The following is a 20,186-nucleotide window of genomic DNA, read 5'->3' as shown; positions in this document are numbered from 1 at the left end:
AAGAATCACGCGACCATATTTCTGGATATGTGTGGGCTGTCCGAGCGGGCCGCAAATATCGAGAATTTCATCGCCTGCATTAAATGTGGACATCTCTTTGTAACAAATTTATAAGATTTTTTTTATAGATAATTTATCTGAATTCTGGATACAAAATTCCTTGCCAATAAAAAACCCCGCCTTGAAGCGGGGTTTTTTATTATTTAAGCAATTAGCTTATCTACGCACAGACTGCTGCTTCTTTAAGCCACAATAACCTCGAGCCATTGATGACAGAAGCATTGATCGACTCAATCATCTCATCAACCTTTACATCAAAGCCCTCTTTGCGTGCAAACGGAGCAACCGAAGCCTTTACCTTTACCTCAGTGAACTTCTTTGTCTCGCTCTCCTTTGCCTCTTTTATTTCTGTACCCATTGCCTTTGCAATATCTGCAAAAATCTCTCTATGCGATTTCGCATCGCCTGCAGGCTCCACTGCCTTGCATACATGCTTTAACCTTCCTAAATAATCCACCACTGTTCCATCTATTTCAAGGTATGCTGCTGACGGAAGGACAATATCAGCCTGTTTTGCAAGCTCTGTGAGGTGGGATGTCTGAACAACGAGGAAATCAACATTCGGCCTCTTGTTTAAAGGAACCTCTCCGATTGCATAAAGGAGATTAAGTCCTCCTGAAGCCATTTCTTTATAGGATTTACCTTCAGTTGTAAGACCCATCATCACTACTCCCTTTGCATTGCTTTCCACAGGTACAGATACTGTTACACCCTTTAAAAGAGAAATATTAGCAGCAGCCTGATACATTGCTGGTGATGAGAGTATCACAGGATTCTTTGCCTCCATATAAAGCGTTGCTGCTTTATCCACTGCCTCTGAAACTGTAGCGGATGAAACATCGGAAGCAAGCTTTTTATCTCCAGGCAGTCCCTTATCAAGCAGGGCCTTTGTTAGGGACATGAGGGCCTCTGCCTCGTTTTCGATGAGATTTACAGTTGCCACGGATGCGATCTTCGGCTCTGATGAATTGATGACAATCAGCTTTGCACCAGCATTAACCCTTCTCCTTATAACAGCATCAATGGCCGGCAATACCCTTTTCCACTGGCTCGGGTTTAAATCCACGAGCACAAAGAGGTCTGCTGAATCAAGGTCTGCGCTGCCTGAGATTAATGTATCAGCATCGCCATAAAGGCTTGCAGTGGTATCTACATTCTTTGTCTTTACAGCATCGGATGCAAACTTCTTTAATGTAAGTGCATCTTCGTTAAGTATTCCTGCTGTTGTTATGAAACCTGCGTTTTGGCCTGCCTTTTTCAGTGCATTGGCAATCGTCTCTATGGCATCCTTCCACGTGGTCTCTTTCAGTTCACCGTTTACACGTTTCATCGGCGCTGTAACTCTATTGTCAGCCTCGATACAGTCAAAGCCGAACCTTCCATAAGCACAGATATATCTCTCGGGCGAGCCTTCTGCTGCACCTGCATTTATCTTCATTATCTGTCCATCCTTTGTGCTGACAGTTATGTCGCAGCCGTTTCCGCAGAGCAGACACACGGAATTTACCTTGTCATAATCCCATTCCCTGCCCTTTCTCCATCTGTCTGCCTCAAGGAGCGCATTGACAGGGCACACATCAACGCAGCTTCCGCAGAATGTACACTCTGACTCGTGTAGGGGCTTATCCGCTGCTGTTGCAACCTTCGAACCAACACCTCTTCCCATAAATTCGAGCACATTCGTCCCCTGATCCTTGCAAACCCTTACGCATCTGCCGCAAAGTACGCAGTAGTCAGGGTCGCGCTTGATGAACGGGTTTGCCTCATCTATGGAAAAGCCGAATTTCTTTCTTGTGAATGATGATTCCTTTATCTCAAAATCATAGGCGTAATTCTGGAGACTGCATGCGCCTGCCTTTGTGCATGTCATGCAGTCAAGGGGATGCATAGAGAGGATGAGGTCTATTACGAATTTCCTTACCTCCTGAACCTTCTCTGTCTTTGTGTTGACCACCATGCCCTCTTTCACCCTTGTGGTGCAGGCAATCATGGGCGCCTTCATTCCCTCTATTTCCACAAGACAGAGCCTGCATGCACCGATGCCCTTTAAGCCTTTAAGATAACAGAGGTTTGGTATATGAATGCCGCCCAGTTCCGCAGCATCGATGAGGTTAGTGCCCTCAGGGGCCTTTATCTCCTTGCCATCTATCTTAAGATTAACCATGTTTGCCATAATTCCTCCTTTATATCAAACTGTTTAAACCGTTTGAACTGTTTGAACCGTTTTTTTCTTTATATCAACAATTACAATCGCCTCTGTCGGGCAAACCTTGACGCAATCTCCACACTTAACGCATCTTGCCATCCTTATTTCATAAGGCAGATAACCAAGCTGAAAACGCTTTTTCTTTTCACCAATAATCGCGGAATACCTGCATGCGTCCAAACATAATCCGCACATTACGCATTTTTCGGGTATGACCTTGAATTCAAGTAGTGCCATACACTCATGCGCAATACATTTGCCTTCGATATGCTCCTTATAGGCATCCGTGCCAAGCCATTCAAGTATAAACCTTGCAGTATCCTTGCCCTTCTTGCACATGGACGCCTCAAGCATATTGTCAGCTATATTCCTTAAGACAATTAGGTCGGCATCTGCGGCTTTACCTTCGGCAATCCTTTGCAGTCTAACCTTTGCCTCATACGAGCCCAGCGCGCACGGAAAACACCTGCCGCACATAGGACCCGATAAAAATTCACTGACATAATAAAGCGCCTTTTGAACTGTACAGTTCTTTTCTTCTGCCTCTTTCTTTATGTCCTCTGTCTTCTTTTCCTTTGCCTCTGTCATCATACCTCCAAAGTCCTGACGGGTTACGCCTTACGCGCAACAGATCGTTTTTCTATCTTCACTGCTCCGATCGGACAGGCTGTATAGCAAGCCTTGCACTTTGTGCAATAATCCTGATCAATAAATAATCTGTTTTTATATTCCTTTACAGCGTCAAAGGCGCAAGCCTCTTTGCAAATGTCGCATAAGAAGCACTGGTCAGTGTCTATTGAGTACACGCCGACTCCCTGACAAACCTTTGACCTGCAATATTTATCGTAAATGTGTTCTTCGTATTCCTCTCTGAAATACTTGATGGTTGAAAGCACAGGGTTCGGGGCAGAACTGCCGAGTCCGCAAAGCGAGCCCTCGACAATCTTGTTGCCAATTTCCTCAAGACGTTCTATGTCTCCGTGCTCACCCTTTCCTGATGTTATCTTTTCGAGTATCTGGAGCATCTGGTAAGTGCCTATCCTGCAAGGCGGGCATTTTCCGCAGGATTCTGACTGACAGAACGAAAGGAAATACTTAGCCACATCCACCATACAGTTGTCCTCATCAAGGACTATCATTCCGCCTGACCCCATCATGGAACCTGCCTTTGTCAGGGTATCAAAATCCACAGGTGTATCGAGCATGCTTTCAGGCAGGCACCCGCCTGATGGCCCTCCTGTCTGTATCGCCTTGAATTTTTTATTGCCGATTATTCCGCCCCCGATATCGTAAACGATTTCCCGCAATGTAATACCCATCGGGACTTCTATAAGACAGGAATTTTTTACCTTTCCCGCAAGCGCAAACACCTTTGTTCCGGGTGATCCCTTGGTTCCAATTGAGAGGAAATAATCAGCTCCCTTTTCAATAATTATCGGCACGTTCGCGAATGTCTCTATGTTATTGAGGTTAGTTGGGTATCCCCAAACTCCGCCTCCCACTTCTGACAACCTCGGTGGCCTCGGCCTCGGAAATCCTCTTGCGCCCTCTATCGAAGCGATAAGCGCTGTCGATTCTCCGCACACGAAAGCCCCGGCTCCTTCCCTTATACCTATGTCAAAACTGAAGTCCGTGCCTAATATATTCTTGCCGAGTATCCCCATCTCCCTTGCCTGATCTATTGCGACGAGCAGGTTTTCGACAGCGAGCGGATATTCATGCCTTACATATATGAATCCATACTGGGCGTCTATCGCATAGGCGTTCAGTATCATTCCTTCGATCAGACTGTGCGGATTGCCTTCCATTATAGACCTGTCCATAAATGCGCCAGGGTCTCCTTCATCGCCATTTGCAACAATGAATTTAATTTTGCTTTTTGCGCTCTTCGTGTGTTTCCACTTCTTGCCTGCCGGAAAACCCGCGCCGCCCCTTCCCCTGAGATTTGCCCTGTCTATCTCATTAAGAACATCATCGGGCGACATTGAGGACAACGCCTTTTCCAGTGCAGTATATCCTCCGGCCTTTATATAGTCCTCGATTGACTTGGGGTCAATGAGACCGTTGTGTCTGAGCACAAGCCTCATCTGTTTCTTATAAAGAGGTATATCTTCGATCCTTTCAACCGGTTCACTGAGTATGTCATCGCGGTATAGCAGCGGTCTGAACGGCGCATTAGCATTAATGGTATAGCCTATCAGATGCTTGACCATATCAGGTTTTACTCTGGTATAAAATATTCCGTGAGGGTCAAACTTGACATTCGGCCCTTTTGAACACATTCCCCTGCATCCGGTTGTCTTGATCTCTATATCAAGGCCCCTGCGTTCGGCCTCGGCAAGCATCTCTTTAACAACCTTTTTTGAGCCCGATGCCCTGCACGCGCTTCCTCCGCATACCCTGATAACTATCTTTCCCGTATCTTCCTTTTTATAACTCTCCCTTAATCTGTTGAGTTCTTCTATGCTTTTTAGCCTTTCCATTTTATTCAAGCCTCTACCTTAAAATCCGCTTTTTTTTCAATTTTTACCGCGTGAATCGGGCACGCATCATAGCAAGCCCTGCATTTTGTGCAATAGTCCATATCAATAAAAAATTTATCCTTTGTCTCTTTTACAGCATCAAAGGCGCACACCTCTTTGCAAATTCCGCACAAAAAGCATTCATCCATGTCTATTCTATACAGGCCAATGCCACGGCATACCTTTGCCCTGCAATACTTGTTGTAAATGTGCTCCTCATACTCTTCCCTGAAGTATTTAATAGTCGAAAGCACGGGATTGGGCGCGGTCTTGCCAAGTCCGCAAAGCGAGCCTTCCTTGACCATATTGCCTATCTGCTGAAGTCTTTCTATGTCTCCATGCCCGCCTTCCCCTTTTGTGATCCTGTCGAGTATCTGAAGCATCTGGTAAGTGCCAATCCTGCAGGGCGGGCACTTGCCGCAGGACTCCTGCTGCGTGAAGGAAAGAAAAAACTTCGCCACATCCACCATACAATCCTTCTCGTCCATTACAACAAGACCGCCTGATCCCATCATCGAGCCGGCTTCAAACAAGGAATCAAAATCAATCCTCAGATCTATAAGTTCAGCAGGAATGCATCCTCCTGAAGGGCCTCCGGTCTGGACAGCCTTCAGTTTCCTGTTTTCGAGTATGCCTCCGCCGATTTCATATATTATTTCCCGTAAGGTTATACCCATGGGCACTTCAATTAATCCTGTGTTCTTTATCTTGCCGGTAAGAGCGAATACCTTGGTTCCCTTGGATCTTTCTGTGCCGAGTGTCGCGTAGTTCTGGCTGCCGTTCGCTATTATATAAGGCACATTCGCGAGCGTTTCTATATTGTTTATACACGTCGGGTAAGTCCATACCCCGCTTTCAGCAGGAAACGGAGGTTTTTGAACAGGGTAACCCCTTCTCCCTTCAATTGAAGCGAGCAGCGCTGTTTCCTCACCACACACAAATGCGCCCGCTCCCTCCCTTATTGATACGTCAAAACAGAATTCAGTGCCCAATATATTATTTCCGAGAAGTCCCATATCCCGAGCCTGTTTTATTGCTATATTAAGATTCTTCACAGCAAGCGGATATTCATGCCTCACGTAAATGAATCCATATTTTGCCCCAATGGCATACGCGCATAAAAGCATTCCTTCCAAAAGACTGTGCGGGTCTCCCTCCATTATTGAACGGTCCATAAAGGCTCCAGGGTCCCCTTCGTCACCATTTGCAACAACCATCTTTGTTTTTACCATTGATTGGCTTACGGCATCCCATTTTATTCCTGTTGGAAACCCCGCTCCACCCCGGCCCCTGAGCCCTGAATTTATTATTTCATTAATCACGTCCTTAGAACTCATACCGGAAAGGGCTTTTTCGAGGGCTAAATATCCGTCATATCTGATATATTGAAGTATATTGCACGGGTCTATTCTTTCATTGTTCCGCAGCACAAGTCTTTGCTGCTTCTTGTAAAAAGGCACTTCCTCCATTAGCTCAACAGGTTTTGTTATAATGCTGTCCCTATATAAAAGCTCGCGCACAGGAAATCCTGCCATAAAGGTGCTGCTTACTATCTTTGGAATATGAGCAGCCCCAACCCTTTGATAGAAATATCCGTGCGGTTCGACCTTCATTAGAGGCCCCTTCTGACAAAGGCCCTGACATCCTGTAGTTATAACCTCTACATCCTTAACATGCTCGGCATGTTTATGAAGAGCGTCAAGCACCTTCAGCGAACCTGTTGCCCGGCAGGCAGTGCCGCAGCAAAGCTTAACTGTCTGCTTTCCTGATTCACGGGCATCTTTCTTCAGCGATGCCCTTAACTCTGCTATCTCATCTATATTATTCAGCCTTTTCATATGTTCCTGTTTTTAATCCCTCTATAATCGCATCAGTTTTCGCGCTAGTGAGTTCGCCGCTAATTTCTTCATTAACGACAACTACTGGTGCAAGGCCGCAGCAACCAACGCAGCCTACGGTCTCTAAAGTAACGGACATGTCTTTTGTCGTCTCGCCGGCCTTGATGCCAAAGGCGTTTTCGAGCCTGTTTACTATCTCTCCTGCTCCTCTGACATGACAAGCAGTGCCTACGCATACGCAAACGATATTCTTGCCGCGCGGCGTGAAATAGAATTGTTTATAGAATGATGCTGTGCTATAGACCTCTGACAGAGGTATGTTAAGCTCTTCGGAAAGGGCTATAAGTTTGTCCTTCGGCAAATAGTTGTTTTCCTTCTGAACCTTATGAAAGGCATGGATCAGGACAGCTCTTCTTTTTTGCTCATCCGTAAGCACATCAGAAACCATTGCCATCTCTTGCTGAACATCTATCATTTTAAAACCTCCAAAAACATAGGTCATATATGTCCTATTTGATCTATATCAATTTCCTATTTTACAATCCAATATGCGGCTTTGCAACGCCTCTTTCGAGTTCACGCCTTGCAGCCATGTCCATAAGCACGCGCTCTGTGCCAAATCTTCCCGGTTCATATTTTTTGAGCTTGAGACCTGCCCTTGCATTGTCAATATAGTTCAATGCGATCTCCAGCATCTTTTCAGGGTCTTCTTCAAAATGAAATGCCCCTCTGAATCTTTCAAGCCAAACCTCAGTCATTATCCTTGTGACTTCCTTGCTCGAGCCTACTGGAGACTTGCCGCCGAATATCACCGGCACCCCGGAAATAGCAAAATAAGTGCCTATTGCAACAGCCTTCTCAGACATCCATTCAGGCGCAATTCCGACTCCCGGCATGCCGCCTATTTCATCGGAAAGGCCTCCTTCTGCTGCCATAGCAGCAAGTATGGTAAGTATCCTTGAATTATCAACGCATGCTCCCAAATGCAATACCGGAGGTATTCCTATTGCCTCGCAGACCTCTCTCAGTCCGGGACCTGCCATTTCAAGCGCTGTTTCCGGCGTCAAATAGCCCATTGTTCCGCATGCTGCTGCTCCGCAGCCGGTTGCTACAACAAGGACATCGTTTCTTATGAGTTCAGTTGCAAGAAATTTATGTATTCCTGTTGACTGAACCCTTGGATTGTCGCAACCTGCAATACCGACAACGCCTCTGATCCTGCCTGCTATTATGGCATCGTTCAATGGCCTGTAAGATCCCCTCCATGTTCCACCCTGCATATATTCTATATACTCATCAGAAAAGCCGCCGATAACAGGGTATGTCTTGCTGACATGAGCGCCTTCTTTGGTCCTGTTTGGATAATTATCTATTGCAAGCCTTACAATCTGTCTCGCTATATCCTTTGCCCTGTGCTCATCATATTCAATATGTGTGGCTCCGGTGAGCTTTGCTTTATACGTTGTTGTTATAACCTTTGTATGGAATTTCTTTGATATCTCAATAAGAGCCGGCATTATGCACTGAACATCTACAGTAATAGCATCCACAAGCCCTGTCATCAATCCTAATTCCTGATTCACGAAACCGCCTGCCGTAGGTATGCCGTGCCTCATCAGAACTTCGTTTGCAGTGCAGCACATACCGCCAAGATTTATGCCTTTTGCGCCCTTGCTTTTTGCATATTCTATAAGCTCTGGTTCATTCACCACATCAACTATCATCTCCGCAAGCGTAGGTTCATGCCCATGAACTACTATATTCACTTCGTCTTCTTTAAATATACCAACGCTTGCCTGAGACTTTATCGGCCTGGGAGTGCCAAAAAGAATGTCTGTTATGTCTGTTGAGATCATGCAGCCTCCCCATCCGTCAGCAAGGCCAACTTTAGCAACTGCGCTCATTATATTCTCTGGGTCCTGATCAACACCGATGCTTGAACGGTGCAGCGCTTCGACAACCTCCCTGTCAATCCCACGAGGCATCACTCCCCACTTTCTCCACCTCTCCTGAGTCTTTTTAGGAGCCCTGTGGAAATATGCGAGCTCTCCTTTTTGCTGTGTGAAATGCTCTATGTATTTAAGGGCGACTTCTTCAGCTACCTTCATTCTATCTCTGCCCTCAAACTCAATGCCCATAATTCCGGCAACTCTGAAAAGCTTTCTCCAGTCCTTTATCTCAAAATCCTTCACCTCTCCCCTTGCCACCTCAAGAAGAGTAAAAGCCATATCCCTCGCATGGTCTGAATGCGCTGCAGTGCCTGCTGCCACCATTCTCAAAAAATTACGGGCAGCAACTACATTAACATCAGCTCCGCAGACTCCTCTTACATCCGCTATGTTTTTACCTGTAAATCTGCATGGTCCCATGTGGCAGACCCTGCAGCATGCGCCCTCTTCGCCAATAGGGCAAGGCTTGAGCTTCATAGCCCTGTCAATACAGGTTTCATATCCATGTTCCTCTGCCCATTCTACAACCTGCTCTGATACATCGCTCGCAACCTTTATCTCCTTCTCCATTTTTACCTCCAAGTTTAATAATCTGTGTCAGTGATTAGTGACAGTGTCTGTTACTGACACTTAAAACCGACACCGACACTTTTTATATCATTGGTTCCATCTCCAATGCCGGATGTCCAACACTCGTGAGATATTCGAGAAGTTTTTCTGAATCTTCACAGATAGTCTCATCTGCTATCTTATCAAGCAAATCTGGCACTCCAGCCTCTTCTGCCCTCTTTTTAAACTCCTCTGCTATTCTCTCCTTCAGTCCTTTCGGCATCCAGACAATCCTCTTTATGCCGCCGTCGCCAGAGAGGAACTTCTTGCTTGTTATGAAGTTAACGCCAATCCCCATGAATCCCGGTGTCTGTGCACCGCCGCCGACAGTGCCTGCGAGGGTGGAGAACTTCATGCCTATAGGGGTCATCATGGTTGCACCCCTGTTTACAATCATGACGCCGTTGGCCTCAGGGATAATCGCGACAATACACTCAAAGCATCCGCATGAGGTCATTGGGTTTTCCATTATTGTATAAAGATTCAGTGTTTCCACTGCACCGCCTGATGCCTTTTTAAGATACTCGTCAACTCCTGTATATCTTCCGTATCTGGCATCAACAATTTCTCCCTTTGGAACTGGCTGGTTTCCTCCTGTAGGGTCTATCTCATATGCTGCCTTTCCGTCAAGCCAGTTGTAAGCTCCGCATAGACCAAGCCTTTCAGGCGTTATAATACATACATGAGCAGGGGCAAAAGACTGGCAGAGCAGACATGAATAGAATATGTCAACAGCATCATCAGTCAGGGATCCAAGCCTCTGGTCGCGCTCTTTATATGCAGCCCGCGCTTCCTCCCTTATTCTTATAACATCCTGCTCATCCGTATAAATGGTAACCTGTACCTTGTCAACTATAGACTTGAAACGGTTGTGGGTCATTGTATTGAGAATGACCCCTATATGTTCAAGGGTTATTCCGTCTTTCTGTGCAGCATTGCTTATCCTTATCCAGTTAATGTCACGCTGTCCCATGTGCCAGAGCCCCTGTGCCTCGTTTATATTGTGGTGTATCTTTCTTTCTATGACAGACTCGAAGTCCTTCTGCATTCTTCTTCCTGCGACTTCTATCAGGATACCGAGGGGCATCTGTCCGCCCTTTTCATAACGCTCCTGCCAGTTGTCACCCACAATAATAACCTTGTTGTCCTCTATCTCCTCAAGCTCTCTCATCCTGACCCACTCAAATGCAGGAGTCCTCTGACCTCCAAATTCAATAAACATATCCTCTTTTCTTATCCTCTCACCCTCAAATGCAGGGCCGTATGCAACTGGTATCGGAGGCTTTTCAACAATGATCTTAAGACCCCTTACCTCTATTGCCTTCTGGACAATCTTTGAATGGTCAAGCTCTTTATCCACTTCTTCGTATGTACATACACCTGTGGGATGTATGACAGGGACATCCGTATCGCATACTGCCGGGAAGCCCATGTTTATTGCGCCTGCGCCTGTTGACCATTTGATGTCATCGAGAGGGCCGAGTGCAAGGGCGAATGCAAAAACCCTGTCTTTCTGATACTTTAAATGACTTTTAAAATCACCGGGCTTTTTGCCGCCAAATATCAAAGATGCCCTGATTGCCCAGTCAAGTGCATAAAGGGTATGCTCTGTATCAGGGCCAAGCGGAACTATCCTCGTATCCCATCCGAGTTCTATTCCTTTCCTCTGGAGCTGCTTTGTCACGCTATCACCATTGGACTGGCCTGAAAGGAATATAAGGATATTCTTTTCCTGCAACTCCCTGCAGATATTCACAGCAATGTCATCAGTTGGAGCAGCCCCGATTATTGCTGCAAATCCAGGCATTGTGCCGTCAACGAGCTGTATGCCAAGATTTCTCTGTATCGTGTCTGTTATAAAACCGTTATAGACATAGCCTGTCTCGGGATCTTTATATGGTTCGAGACCATATATATATTTGATTGCGAGTATAATCTCCTCGGCAAAAAGCGTTGCCATTCCTGAGTCGAGGGCCTCTCCAAGATACGGTTTCCAGATATTCTCTTCTGGTTCGTCATGGAGAAGCTCCTTTGCAAAACCGAGGGCGACCTTCATATCGCCGACTGTCTTGACAGGGAACCCTGTCATTGCATATATCATGGGGAGATAGTAAGCGGTATCCGGAAACTCGAAGGCAAAGTCCTTTCCCTTTTCGGCTATTGCCTTTTCCACCATTTCTTCGGCCTGAGCCACGAGTTTATGTGCACCTCTTATAGCTGCCGAGGCTATTAACTTTGACATCCCAACCTCCTTATTTAGTTTATGTGTATATGAGCATATGGGTGAATGCGCTTACTTTTTACTCATTAACTCTTTTACACATTTACTCATTTACTCATTAAAGATTAGTTTAGTCCTAATTCCACAATATAAGTCAATACATAATTATTAATTTTTAAATAACCGATCCTTATGGCCTGCTATGCCTTTGACCTCAGGAATGCGGGAAGTCCATTTGCCTCCCTCGGCCCGACTGTTACCTTCCACCCTGGAAGTTTGTCCTCTATGGCGCCGCTCAGTATCGCAACATAGCCGGGGATAATCAATTCCCTGTGCTTTATCTCGTTCTCTATGCCGCTCTCCTGAATGAACTGGGCAATCTTAGACGCAGTGAATTTACCCGCTGCCCATGCTGTAAGGACAGACAATCCTTCGCAGTCCATAACAGCAAGTCTGCATGGAACCTTGCTGTTTTCGATCTCACCCGAAACGATAAAGTATGTCAATGAGAAGTTTGTTGTAATGGCAAGAGGAGATTCAGGTGTGGGCTCGCCGATCTTGTATATCTTCTGCTCCACCTGCATCGGAACCTGCGGGTCTGTATATATGTTCTGCCTCAGTGTAAATAGTGCGAGGTTCTTCCATTTTTCGACGCTGCTTAAGACTACAATCGATGCATATTTTGTCACTCCGAGGGTTGCAACAAGACTCTCGAGTATCTTATCATCCCTCTGTGCAAAGGTTATCACGGGGTAGCCCAGTGCCTTGAAATTCTTCTTGATTGCAGCCCTTCTTATAAAGGTATTGGCCTCAAGGATTTCCTTTGCGGTTCTCGCACCTGAATCAATGACCATATCCTCGACGCCGAGGCCCTTTATCTTCTCTGTCAATGCAGAAAGTGCATCAAGCCCCTTTGCCGTAACGCCAAGGGATGCCTTATATGTCTTTGCAATGTTCACCATTGCCTCTGCATTGGACTCATCGGCTCCGTAAAGGAGCGGCTTTTTGTCGGCGATATTTTTCAGGGCAGCCTCTGCTGCAGCAGGATTATTGGTTGCGATAATCAAAGGCACGGCAGGCGCCTTTGATGCAATGGCCTTCACCACGCCTTCGAACCTTCCCGCATCATTTGATGCATTATTTACGAAAATGGCGTCAATCCTGAGTTTCTGGCCTACCCTGTCTATTTCTGAATTTAATACGCCATCAACAATCTTATTAATCTCGTCATCTGACATGGAGTCTTTTATCTCAACTGCAAAGGCGCATGGATTCACAAACTTCTTTTCATGCCTGAAGAGGACAGTCTCTTCTCCCATCTTCACTGCCTTATCGCCGGCACCGAGGGTTATCGGCCTTATTGGAGGAGCCGAGGCCTCGCCGAGAATTCTCTTTGCCTCTTCGGATACATCAGGACATGCATCCAGTGATGCCTGCCTCTGTGCCAGTTTCATGGCAAAGGCAAGACATGTGGGATGTCCGCACTTTTTACAGTTGGTCTTTGGAAGCAATTTAAATATTTCAACGCCTGTTAAAGCCATATTTAACCTCCCTTACATTAACTCATCAATAAATTTTTCGACTGCTTTAACTGCTTCAGGATGTCTCATGATCAGAAGCTCCGCACCGGACATCAAAAATGAGGCTGCGGTAGTGGCCTCCCATGTTATTCCCCTCTCTTGCAGGGATCCCCACAGAGGAAGCTCTGCATCTGATGCCTGTGTCTCCTTTATCTTCCACACATACATGCCCACATCTGCAAGCATGGGCGGCTGCATGGTCGCATCATTCTGCGTCAGTGCCGCAAGCCTTATCCTCTCCATAACCGAATATGTATATTCAAGACCGTATCCGAGCGCCGAACACATGGGGTCTGTTATCAGCTTCTCCTTGTCAAAACCCATCTGTGTTATCAGGATATTGAGCTGTTTTGAAAGGTTTATATCGAGCTCTGACATGGCTATAAGTCTATGGTTGTTTGCCATTGCAGCAGCTGCAATGGTCTTGTAATTCCCTTCCTGTGCCTTTCCTATAATGCAGTTTTTATCCTTTGCAGCTTCGGAGACTGCAACAAGCACTGAAGAGTCTTTCTCTACATGATTGCTTCCGAGGATTATGAGCGGGACATTTATTGCAGCGAGCACATCCTTTACTGTCTTTGCCGCCTCCTCTGGAGAGCGGTTTTCCCTGTCAGGGTGTGTGCTTAAAAGCCTTAATGCTATTGCCTTTGCATTCAGTGTATCCTGACAGTATTTTGCCCATGTAACAGGGTCTCCGGAAACGCCTTCATAAACCTTTCTCACTGTCTCTGGCCAGTCATCGGGAACGATATCCTGAACCTCATAGGCTATTACAGGCCTGTGCGGAACACTTCCTTCAAAGGCATGAAAGGGGAGAACATTCTCTCCACCGAAAACAGCGGTCTTGTCGGTGCCTATAGTAACCTCAAAAACCTTGCCTGAAAAAGTCTCCTTAGGTGCAGCGAAAGCCATATATACCTCCTACATTTCTAAATACGAATGTGCATAAAGGGTTTTGTTCATTATTACATCGAGGGTCTTTTGTATAACCTTCATCTTTTCGGCATCCTCGATCTTCTTGCCTGCAAGAATATCATCGACCAATTGCTTTTCCTGCATAGCCTCTGCCATCTCATGGGCATCGGCGATAGCAGCATCCAGTCCTGCATTCATAAGCATAATAAAGTAATATTTATTCAATATCGGTCTAACATGTTTTGGACATCCATTGGAAATATTGCTCAGTCCGACAACTGTCTTCATAGGCGGCTCATTCATTTCCCTGAACATCTTTATAGCATCGATAACCTTTATAGCATGGTCCTGAGATGTTGCGATCTGAAGTACAAGTGGATCAAGGAAGATATCCTCAAGAGGAACTCCGTATTCCATGGCCCTTGCCATTATCTCCGCTGCTATTGCTGCCCTCTCCTCTACATCGGCAGGAAGTCCACCCTTACCGACAGTGAGTCCGATTATCTGTGAATTGTATTTTGCAGCGAGTTCAAGCATGGGAAATCTTTCAGGGTCATTTGATGTGGAGTTGATCAGAGGCCTTCCCCATTCATTATTATGAACCTTAAGACCAGCCTCTATTGCCTTATAGTTGGTGGTGTCCAGACATATCGGCAGAGGAACAACTTCCTGAATGGTAGTAACCATCCACTCCATCAACTCCTCTCCGCCGTCTTCAGCAGGACCTATGTTGGCATCGATCATGCCCGAACCTTCTTTCCACTGCCGTGTAGCTATCTCCTGTATAGGGCCTTTGTCCCTTTTCATCATAGCCTCTCTAACCCTCTTGGCTATAATGCTTAATTTTTCGCCGATTATCAGCATCTTTTTCTCCTTTCGCTACAAAATGTAATTGCCGTGTTACAAAAGGTAAAATTCTGGAATTTAAATTAAGTCTATGAAAATAACACAAAATTATGACCAAGTAAAGAGAATTGTTTATTTGTTTATTTTATAAAACCATAATCCTGCAATCTCACGGTATCTGCAATGACTGGAGTATATTGAATACGGTCTGCACGGATACAGCATCCTCCGGAAGCTCAAAAACAGGCTTTCCTTCGAGATCGAATTTAAAAATCATCTCATCCTGCGGTATAAGTCCTGCCACATTAATGCCAAATCCCTCTGCCATCTTCTTTAGTTCTTCGCCTTCCTGTCCAATTACCCTGTTTATAATCAGGACACGCCTGTCAACCTCAAGCTTCAATTCATCAACGAGCTCGTTTATCCTCTTGACTGTCAGAATACCCTTGAAAGTCGGGTCGCTCACGATTATCAGCAAGTCGACTTTATGAGTGGTTCTTCTGCTCAGATGCTCCATACCTGCTTCATTGTCTATAACAATGTAAGGGTACTTATCAGAAAGCAGGTCCGTATATTTCCTTATAATATTATTTGCTGCACAATAACACCCCGGGCCTTCAGGCCTTCCCATCACCATGAGGTCAAAACCCTTTGCCTCTATAATGGACTGCTGAATCTGATAATCGAACAACTGCTCCATAGACATGCCGCCCGGCCTGTCTCCCCCGCTTCTCACTGCCTGAAGTGATTCTTCTCTCAACTTTCCAATGGTTGCATGGATTTTAACGCCAAGGGCTTCGTTCAGACATGCATTGCTGTCAGCATCAACTGCAAGTACAGGCCCGCTCCTCTTGCTTAAAAGAAATTTTATTGTCAGTCCTGCGATGGAAGTCTTTCCTGTTCCACCCTTGCCTGCAAAGGCTATCGTAAATCCCATTTATCGAACCTCTTTAATATGTCTATCAACTCATCCATCCTGTTTATTATAAAATCAGCACCCTTTAATAAGTCCAGCGGCCTATAGCCATAAGTCACAGCAATGGTTTTAATTCCTGCTGCCTTGCCTGCCTCTATATCGAAATTGCTGTCTCCAACAATAACTGCATCTTCTGGCCTTATATTCAGTTTTGAAAGGACATGAAGAATCGGAACAGGCGAAGGCTTTCTCTCAGGGGTCGTATCGCTGCCCACTACCAGATCAAGATATTTCAAGAGTCCGAGGTCATTTAATATCTTTGTGGAAAGGGCTTCCCTCTTATTGGATATCACAGCCTTTTTATAGTCTTTCAGTCTTTCCAGTGTCTCTCTCACTCCTGGATAAACAGTGGTCTTATCAACGAGATGTGCTGAATAGTGTTCAAGGAATCTATCAACCAGAATGTCTTTGTCTATTTCTTTTGTCTGACTTCTATCTTCTGACTTCTGGCCTCTGTCTATTATCTTTTCCATAAGCCTTGTAATTCCTTCCCCAACAAGACCTATGGTCTCCTGAACAGTAACAGGCTTAACACCATAAGGTTCAATGGCGTAATTTATGGCATTGGTTATATCGATGCTTGAATCTATAAGTGTTCCATCGAGGTCAAAGATTATAAGTTTAATCGGCATTTATTAATATAAAAGAAAAGGCACAAAAAGCTCAATATTTTCTTGACTTTGAGCGATTCCTTATTTTATCTTTCCTATCGAAATTCACTTTAAACGGTTATTACACTTTTCTGATATAATCATCCATGAACCTCTATCTGATCGATGGCAACTCTTATTTCTACAGGGCATACCATGCCATAAGAGGATTGACCAATTCCAAGGGTTTTCCAACTAATGCAATCTACGGCTTTACCAATATGATCCTCAAAATAATCAGGGAAAAGAAGCCTGATGCAATTGCTATAGCCTTTGACTCACCTGTTCCCACAGAAAGACACAAAATATACGAAGAATACAAGGCACAGAGGCCGGAGACACCCAATGATCTGATTGCCCAGATACCGCATATAAAGGAAATAATAAAGGCATTTAATATAGCTGCATTCGAGATGCCGGGCTATGAGGCTGATGATATTATCTGCACCATAGCAAAAAAGACAGCAGCGGAAGGTATAAGCGTATTCATACTCAGCGGCGACAAAGACATGATGCAGGTGGTTGGAAATGGCATAAAGATTTATGATCCCATGAAGGATTTAACAATCGATGAAAATTATGTCAAAGAAAGATTCGGTGTACCTCCGGAGAGACTACCTGAAATAATGGCAATAACAGGAGATGCAATAGACAATATTCCCGGAGTAAAGGGCATAGGCGAAAAAACAGCAAAAGAGCTTCTTTCAAAGATAGGCAGCCTTGATGAACTCATCAATCATCCCGAAAAGATAGAGAGCGAGAGGATTAGAAAGATGGTAGTGGATAATATAGAAAACATAAAGATAAGCAAAACACTCGCAACCATTGATACAAATATACCAGTGGATATAAGTCTTCAAGACATGATAATCAAAGAGCCTGATTGGCCATCCCTCCTCTCCCTGTTCACCGAATTTGAATTCAAGAGCCTGATAAAGCTGATCCCGTCAGGCGGATATAAGCCGCGCGGAGAATACAGGACTATTAAGGATAAAGATGAATTGATGAAGGCATTAGGGGGTTAACGCATAAGCTCACGAGAGGCGGGCAGTTTCCCGCCGCTCCCAGTTGTATGTCATTTATTATCCCTTCGTATATCCTTTACAGTTATTAGTACCCTTGTGTGATGATGCCCAGTTTGCATAGGGAATAACTGACCATTGACAATGACATTTTTGCCAATCAAATTTTTATATTTTTTATATTCATTCCCCCAAAAAACAAGCTGAACTTCCTTGATTCCTGATTCAGAAGAATATAGATGAATTCCTGTCTTGGCGTTCACACAAAAGGCTTATCCGAGATCAATATCCAATATGTCTCAGGTTCATCTCCGGCTTTTATGCTTTCATAATTAGGTCGGCCAGGGAATGTTTTTCGAATTATTTTTCCAGTCAAGGAAACGGCGTCAGGTTCGCAATTCATACATTCAGCAAATAAAAGAGATGGAATAATGAATAACATGAGTATTGCAATGATTTTATATTTTCTGTTCATATTCACTTTACTGAAGTTCACCGAGAGTGGGGCATGCCGCGATCCGGTAGCGATTCGTTAGATGATTTATACCGCATTTTATCCCTGTCCTAATGCTCCCTGAGAAACCTAATATAATCTCTATCTTTAAAATATTCTTCCAAAATGGCCTTTATGCACGTGTATAGCGATTCATTGAGTTCTGATAGGTGATAATCTTCAATATCTCGGCTATATTCAGATGTAGATAATTTTTTCTGAATGATTTTTTTTCAAAGACTTGAAATCGCCATGCGCAATCTTTGAACGCACATTGTATATTATATTATATATATTTTAGGTTTTCGCGAATTTCATTAATATTTTTATTCTTGTTATTTTGATATACTACTAAAGCTGTCTTTAGTTGAAATTGTTTGCTAATCGAGTCCTCAATGTTAAACCTATTATAATCTGGGCTATAAGTAAGTAAAAGTTCAATCACGCTTACCAAGAGCAATAGTTTTCCTTTTTCAGTCAATGTATGCACAACTGAAGTGTAAATTAGGTTTGATAAATACTCGAACAGTTCGCAACTATCATTATTCAGTTCAATTTCAATATTATTAAAGACACTCAGCAAGGTTTGGATATCCTCATGGAACCATGATAACGGCTCTAGTCCTTTTGTTGCTTCTGCTGGAAAACACGTCATAAGACAATAGGCAAAAACTATCCCCTCTAAATTGTCCTTTCCTCTGTACGGAGAGCTGCGTGCAAGAAAGGTCTCATAATTCCAATGCCTATAATGGCATGTAAGAAGTTCCGCTAAATGAGCAAATTCATAAAGTTTTTCCTCAAGAAAAGATTCTGGCTCGGTAGGCTCAATGTATCTTTTTTGGGTTTCAGATGCCTCTTCTCTATTACTGCTAAGCTGTCTGAGTTCTTCAACTTTATCTTCATCAATCTTTACTAAAACCCACATCCGCGCAAGGGTATTAAACGGATCGTTGTCTCGATATTTATTAATAAACTCATTGATATATGAGTTATCTTGAGGCAAATGTCTAAAAATTCCCTCAATAATACTGTTTAGAGAAAAGGATCGCTGTCTCCTTTCATCTCATATCCGAACATGGAGAGCAACGATTTGCCATCAGGAACAGCGGCTTTTAGCATTTGCTCAATATCATCAATATCTTCGGGTGTCCTTGCATTATCGAAATAATATCCGTACTTGCCAAGAAGGGATATTCTCTCGGAGAGAGGGCAAAGATATTTCGTAAAAATAATCTTCATATTTTGACCCTAATGGTAAAGCTCATCGTAGCAGTTTCGCACAATCCCATGAAATGCCTTGTTAAGTATTATTTAAAGTCTGTTCCCATATACCCCTTTTTTCCACCTAATCAAACAAAAAAATAGTAATTAATTAAAGCATTAATTGTAATCGAAAAAATAAGAAGAGTAATAATCTCTGCCTTTTCAAGCCCTAACGCATGACGCAAGCCGATACAAAATAAAGAAAATATGTAAACGCCTAATATTACAAACAATACGATAGGTGCTTTTTGGAAATCATAATATTGGCATTTAAGCTTAAGCTCAACAAACTTCTTAAAATGAGCCGAATAACTATTTATGGGCAAAATAAAAAGAATAGCTGCTGTCCCTACCACATAAGAGAAAATGTTTGTAATCTTAAAAATAGTTGGCAATTTCCTCCTTCTGACAAATGAATATATAGACAGTAAGATGTAGAACACTAAAATAAGGCCAAATATTAGCTGCCCTACAACACGAACAATGATTCCCCAATTGTTTAAAGACTGCTCCTCCAGATTTTTAGTGAATTGATCCATTTGTTTCTTTATATCATCTATTTTTTCTATGTTTGAAAAAGATTCCTTTTTAATTTGGCTCAACTGTGTTTGAACAGTATTGTTCATATCTTTTACGTTATAAACAAGAGAGATAAACAGTAGGATATATGCAATTACGAAATATTTGATGGCATTTCGACTCCAAGTACTGTCAGAAAAATAGTTTGATGAAAAAAATTTCAGCGGATGGAAGAATATGCTTAAGAAGGTATTTATAAAGTCAGAAAGAACCGATAGGGGCACTTTGTAAAATTTTTCATCAATCAGAGTTTCTTTTTTTTTGAAGTCATATATTAGCTCCTTTAATCGCTTAACATTTAATCTACCAAGTTGCCTATTTCAACAATCTTGATTAAAAGCATATCATAATAGCAGATACACAGCAATAAAATTCCAAACTCCCTTTATATACCCTATATTCCCTGATAAGGAGAACGAAGAAGGCACCTGAAGGGTTATAATGTCTAAGTTTCCGC

At 43.7% G+C, this 20,186-nt stretch carries 17 protein-coding genes; 1 reads left to right on the top strand and 16 read right to left on the bottom strand.

Translation table 11 applies throughout. The features are described from left to right. Nucleotides 1-220: 220 nt before the first annotated feature. From V7L97_RS03905 to V7L97_RS03850, 12 genes are all read right to left on the bottom strand, one after another. On the bottom strand, nt 221-2,233 hold the full coding sequence (locus tag V7L97_RS03905; protein ID WP_333653538.1) for a molybdopterin-dependent oxidoreductase: 2,013 nt from the start codon (nt 2,231-2,233) through the stop codon (nt 221-223). Nucleotides 2,234-2,257: 24 nt separating this feature from the next. Continuing rightward, nucleotides 2,258-2,857: an NADH-ubiquinone oxidoreductase-F iron-sulfur binding region domain-containing protein gene (locus V7L97_RS03900; protein ID WP_333653536.1), complete on the bottom strand. Its 600-nt coding sequence runs from the start codon at nt 2,855-2,857 to the stop codon at nt 2,258-2,260. Between the two features lie 20 nt (nt 2,858-2,877). Beyond that, complete coding sequence (locus V7L97_RS03895; RefSeq protein WP_333653534.1) at nt 2,878-4,749, bottom strand: NADH-ubiquinone oxidoreductase-F iron-sulfur binding region domain-containing protein; 1,872 nt, start codon at nt 4,747-4,749, stop codon at nt 2,878-2,880. A gap of 5 nt (nt 4,750-4,754) precedes the next feature. Then, complete coding sequence (locus V7L97_RS03890; protein ID WP_333653532.1) at nt 4,755-6,626, bottom strand: NADH-ubiquinone oxidoreductase-F iron-sulfur binding region domain-containing protein; 1,872 nt, start codon at nt 6,624-6,626, stop codon at nt 4,755-4,757. Further along, on the bottom strand, nt 6,610-7,101 hold the full coding sequence (locus V7L97_RS03885) for an NADH-quinone oxidoreductase subunit NuoE family protein (protein WP_333653531.1): 492 nt from the start codon (nt 7,099-7,101) through the stop codon (nt 6,610-6,612). Before V7L97_RS03885 ends, V7L97_RS03890 begins: the two co-directional genes overlap by 17 nt. A gap of 61 nt (nt 7,102-7,162) precedes the next feature. Continuing rightward, nucleotides 7,163-9,145, bottom strand: a complete 1,983-nt coding sequence (gene cooS, locus V7L97_RS03880; protein ID WP_333653530.1) for an anaerobic carbon-monoxide dehydrogenase catalytic subunit — start codon at nt 9,143-9,145, stop codon at nt 7,163-7,165. An 82-nt stretch (nt 9,146-9,227) separates the two neighbouring features. Continuing rightward, on the bottom strand, nt 9,228-11,426 hold the full coding sequence (acsB, locus tag V7L97_RS03875) for an acetyl-CoA decarbonylase/synthase complex subunit alpha/beta (protein ID WP_333653529.1): 2,199 nt from the start codon (nt 11,424-11,426) through the stop codon (nt 9,228-9,230). Between the two features lie 179 nt (nt 11,427-11,605). Next, complete coding sequence (gene acsC / locus V7L97_RS03870) at nt 11,606-12,946, bottom strand: acetyl-CoA decarbonylase/synthase complex subunit gamma (RefSeq protein WP_333653528.1); 1,341 nt, start codon at nt 12,944-12,946, stop codon at nt 11,606-11,608. A gap of 12 nt (nt 12,947-12,958) precedes the next feature. After that, a complete protein-coding gene (locus V7L97_RS03865; RefSeq protein ID WP_333653527.1) occupies nt 12,959-13,897 on the bottom strand; it encodes an acetyl-CoA decarbonylase/synthase complex subunit delta in 939 nt (312 codons plus the stop codon). Between the two features lie 9 nt (nt 13,898-13,906). Then, nucleotides 13,907-14,764 carry a dihydropteroate synthase gene (locus V7L97_RS03860; RefSeq protein WP_333653526.1) on the bottom strand — a complete coding sequence of 286 codons (858 nt, stop codon included), beginning with the start codon at nt 14,762-14,764 and terminating at the stop codon, nt 13,907-13,909. 151 nt (nt 14,765-14,915) lie between these two features. Further along, entirely contained in the window at nt 14,916-15,683 is a 768-nt protein-coding gene (locus tag V7L97_RS03855) for an ATP-binding protein (RefSeq protein WP_333653524.1), read from the bottom strand. Then, on the bottom strand, nt 15,668-16,354 hold the full coding sequence (locus V7L97_RS03850; RefSeq protein WP_333653523.1) for an HAD family hydrolase: 687 nt from the start codon (nt 16,352-16,354) through the stop codon (nt 15,668-15,670). The genes V7L97_RS03855 and V7L97_RS03850 overlap by 16 nt, the downstream gene beginning before the upstream one ends. A 125-nt stretch (nt 16,355-16,479) precedes the next feature. On the opposite strand from V7L97_RS03850, the gene V7L97_RS03845 reads away from it, so the two are divergent. Continuing rightward, entirely contained in the window at nt 16,480-17,397 is a 918-nt protein-coding gene (locus V7L97_RS03845; RefSeq protein WP_333653522.1) for a 5'-3' exonuclease, read from the top strand. A 50-nt stretch (nt 17,398-17,447) separates the two neighbouring features. On the opposite strand, the gene V7L97_RS12875 is transcribed toward V7L97_RS03845, so the two are convergent. The 4 genes from V7L97_RS12875 to V7L97_RS03830 all read right to left on the bottom strand — a co-directional run bounded on the left by V7L97_RS12875 (nt 17,448) and on the right by V7L97_RS03830 (nt 19,953). Then, complete coding sequence (locus V7L97_RS12875; RefSeq protein ID WP_442891740.1) at nt 17,448-17,657, bottom strand: DUF4431 domain-containing protein; 210 nt, start codon at nt 17,655-17,657, stop codon at nt 17,448-17,450. Nucleotides 17,658-18,173: 516 nt separating this feature from the next. Next, nucleotides 18,174-18,890, bottom strand: coding sequence for a hypothetical protein (locus tag V7L97_RS03840; RefSeq protein WP_333653521.1), 717 nt, complete (start codon nt 18,888-18,890; stop codon nt 18,174-18,176). Between the two features lie 29 nt (nt 18,891-18,919). Next, nucleotides 18,920-19,126 carry a hypothetical protein gene (locus V7L97_RS03835; protein ID WP_333653519.1) on the bottom strand — a complete coding sequence of 69 codons (207 nt, stop codon included), beginning with the start codon at nt 19,124-19,126 and terminating at the stop codon, nt 18,920-18,922. Between the two features lie 110 nt (nt 19,127-19,236). Beyond that, a complete protein-coding gene (locus V7L97_RS03830) occupies nt 19,237-19,953 on the bottom strand; it encodes a hypothetical protein (protein ID WP_333653517.1) in 717 nt (238 codons plus the stop codon). Between the last annotated feature and the right edge of the window lie 233 nt (nt 19,954-20,186).

The organism is Dissulfurispira sp., from assembly GCF_036745535.1.
Taxonomy (GTDB): domain Bacteria; phylum Nitrospirota; class Thermodesulfovibrionia; order Thermodesulfovibrionales; family Dissulfurispiraceae; genus Dissulfurispira.
Note: the sequence above shows the minus strand (reverse complement) of the source record. Positions and strands in the feature narration are given on the sequence as shown.

Excerpts from the sequence above, each read along its gene's own strand:
- V7L97_RS03835 (WP_333653519.1), bottom strand. The coding sequence starts at position 19,126 with ATGAAGATTATTTTTACGAAATATCTTTGCCCTCTCTCCGAGAGAATA.
- V7L97_RS03905 (WP_333653538.1), bottom strand. The coding sequence starts at position 2,233 with ATGGCAAACATGGTTAATCTTAAGATAGATGGCAAGGAGATAAAGGCC.
- cooS (WP_333653530.1), bottom strand. The coding sequence starts at position 9,145 with ATGGAGAAGGAGATAAAGGTTGCGAGCGATGTATCAGAGCAGGTTGTA.
- V7L97_RS03890 (WP_333653532.1), bottom strand. The coding sequence starts at position 6,626 with ATGAAAAGGCTGAATAATATAGATGAGATAGCAGAGTTAAGGGCATCG.
- acsC (WP_333653528.1), bottom strand. The coding sequence starts at position 12,946 with ATGGCTTTAACAGGCGTTGAAATATTTAAATTGCTTCCAAAGACCAAC.
- V7L97_RS03895 (WP_333653534.1), bottom strand. The coding sequence starts at position 4,749 with ATGGAAAGGCTAAAAAGCATAGAAGAACTCAACAGATTAAGGGAGAGT.
- V7L97_RS03860 (WP_333653526.1), bottom strand. The coding sequence starts at position 14,764 with ATGCTGATAATCGGCGAAAAATTAAGCATTATAGCCAAGAGGGTTAGA.
- V7L97_RS03845 (WP_333653522.1), top strand. The coding sequence starts at position 16,480 with ATGAACCTCTATCTGATCGATGGCAACTCTTATTTCTACAGGGCATAC.
- V7L97_RS03900 (WP_333653536.1), bottom strand. The coding sequence starts at position 2,857 with ATGATGACAGAGGCAAAGGAAAAGAAGACAGAGGACATAAAGAAAGAG.
- V7L97_RS03850 (WP_333653523.1), bottom strand. The coding sequence starts at position 16,354 with ATGCCGATTAAACTTATAATCTTTGACCTCGATGGAACACTTATAGAT.
- V7L97_RS03885 (WP_333653531.1), bottom strand. The coding sequence starts at position 7,101 with ATGATAGATGTTCAGCAAGAGATGGCAATGGTTTCTGATGTGCTTACG.
- acsB (WP_333653529.1), bottom strand. The coding sequence starts at position 11,426 with ATGTCAAAGTTAATAGCCTCGGCAGCTATAAGAGGTGCACATAAACTC.
- V7L97_RS03865 (WP_333653527.1), bottom strand. The coding sequence starts at position 13,897 with ATGGCTTTCGCTGCACCTAAGGAGACTTTTTCAGGCAAGGTTTTTGAG.
- V7L97_RS03855 (WP_333653524.1), bottom strand. The coding sequence starts at position 15,683 with ATGGGATTTACGATAGCCTTTGCAGGCAAGGGTGGAACAGGAAAGACT.